Annotated in this window: 2 protein-coding genes; both read right to left on the bottom strand. The window is 65.2% G+C overall.

All coding sequences use genetic code 11. The features are described from left to right. Positions 1-1,100: glutamine synthetase family protein (locus tag EN893_RS32025; RefSeq protein ID WP_164901301.1), on the bottom strand; the 1,100-nt coding region annotated here is incomplete at its 3' end. A 5-nt stretch (positions 1,101-1,105) separates the two neighbouring features. Beyond that, on the bottom strand, positions 1,106-1,848 hold a 743-nt coding region (locus tag EN893_RS32020; protein WP_281062518.1), incomplete at its 5' end, for a nucleotide disphospho-sugar-binding domain-containing protein.

The raw sequence follows: 1,848 nt of genomic DNA, 5'->3' as shown, positions 1-1,848 counted from the left end.
GGATTGGAATCCGCACCCGGAAGCCGGTTCTCCACCCGCCGCGCCGCGCGGCCCCCGGCCGGCACGCGCAGGCCGCAGGAGCGGTTGTCATGCGACCATTCGATGTTGGCCGGCGCGCTGTGGTTCGGCCTTATGCGGCGGAACGAGTTCACGTTGGGCGCAAACAGCGGCATGATTTCCGGGACATATTTCTGCAGGCCGCCGATGAAATGGCCGAACATTGCGCTGTCGGCATCGTCGCTGCCGGCAAACAAAGTCCTGCCGGCCTCGTCGATGACCGACATGTGCAGATGCATCGAGCTTCCCGCCTGTGCGGCGATCGGCTTGGCCATGAAGGTGGCGTGCATTCCGCTCTGCTGCGCGGCCTGGCGCGTCAGCCGCTTGAACAGCAGCACCTTGTCGGCCAGCGGCAGCGCATCGCCATGCAGGAAGTTGATCTCAAGCTGCGCCGTACCCGATTCATGGATCAGCGTGTCGAGCGGCAGGCCGGCCGCCGCCGCATAGTCATAGACTCGGCGGATCACCGGCTCGAACTCCTCGAGCGCGGCCATGTCATAGGGATGCTGCACACCCTCGGCACGGCCATTGGCGCCGATCGGAGCGGTCAGCGGCTGGTCCGGATCGGGATTGGGCGCGGTCAGATAAAATTCGAGCTCCGGCGCCACCACCGCCCGCCAGCCGCGCCTGGCGTAGAGGTCGAGCACGGCGCGCAGCACATGGCGCGGCGAGGCCATCCAGGGCCGGTCGTCCATATGGAAGGCATCGGCGAAGACATAGGCCTTGCCGGGAGCGGCACCCGGCGCCAGGCACAGCGTCGAGACATCGGGCACCATGCGCATGTCCGGGTCCGAATAGGCAAAACCCTCGTCGATCGAGCCGGAGTAGCGGCCGTCGATGCTGACCAGGAAAGCGCTGCTCGGCAGATAGAGCGCGCGATCTTCCAGCGCCTGGAGGAATTTGGCCGTCGGCAAGGCCTTGCCGCGCAGGACGCCGTTCGTGTCGGGCACCAGGCACTCGACTTCGTTGATCCCGTGCCGGGCCAGCCAGGCCTTGGCGTCGTTGCCGCTGGAGAGCGAGATATTCGTGTTGTTGTCAGGCATTTCGTTCATGTCCGTATCAAAGAGAGTATGGCTTGGGCGGCCACATCCGTTCCAGGTTTCAGCGCCATTTGGGCTGCATTGTCCTTGAGGCGGGCGCGCATGGCATCGTCGGCCAGCAGGCCGAGAATCGCTTTCTCCAACACTCCTTCGGTCCAGGCGTCGCGGCCGATATGGTCACCGACGCCGGTTTCTCCGGCGCGGCGCGCATTGTCGTGTCCGTCCCAGCAATAGGGCATGATCAGTGACGGCACGCCGAAGCGCAGCGCTTCGCAAAAGCTGTTGTTGCCGCCGTGATGGATGAACAGGTCTGACTTCGCCACCACCGAGGGCTGCGGAAACCAGGCGTCGAGATAGACATTGTCCGGCACCGCACGGTAGGCGTCGCGCAGGCCGCCGGCATTGACAATAAAGCGCGCCGGCAGCCTGTCGAAGACGACCAGCATGCGCTCGATCAGGCCGACATCCATGGCGCCGAGGCTGCCGAAGCTGACATAGACTAGCGGCCCCTTGTTGCGCGGAAACACCGGCACTTCGAACGGCCCTTCCGAGCGCACGCAGCCTTCGAGATAGACGAAGCGCGTGGGATCGAGCGGCTCGGCGCGCTCACGACGCACGATCGAAGGCGTCAGCAGCAAATTGAGGTCGGGCGACGCCTCGAGGAACAGGCCCTTCGGCAGCGACGCCAGGCCGGCATCCATGCGAAAGCGATTGAAGCGGTCATGTGCGGGCGCGCAAGCCGCCAGATACC

This window comes from Mesorhizobium sp. M7A.F.Ca.CA.004.04.2.1, from assembly GCF_004022825.1.
Lineage (GTDB): Bacteria > Pseudomonadota > Alphaproteobacteria > Rhizobiales > Rhizobiaceae > Mesorhizobium.
The sequence above is the reverse complement of the archived record's forward strand: the minus strand, read 5'-3'. Positions and strand labels throughout refer to the sequence as shown.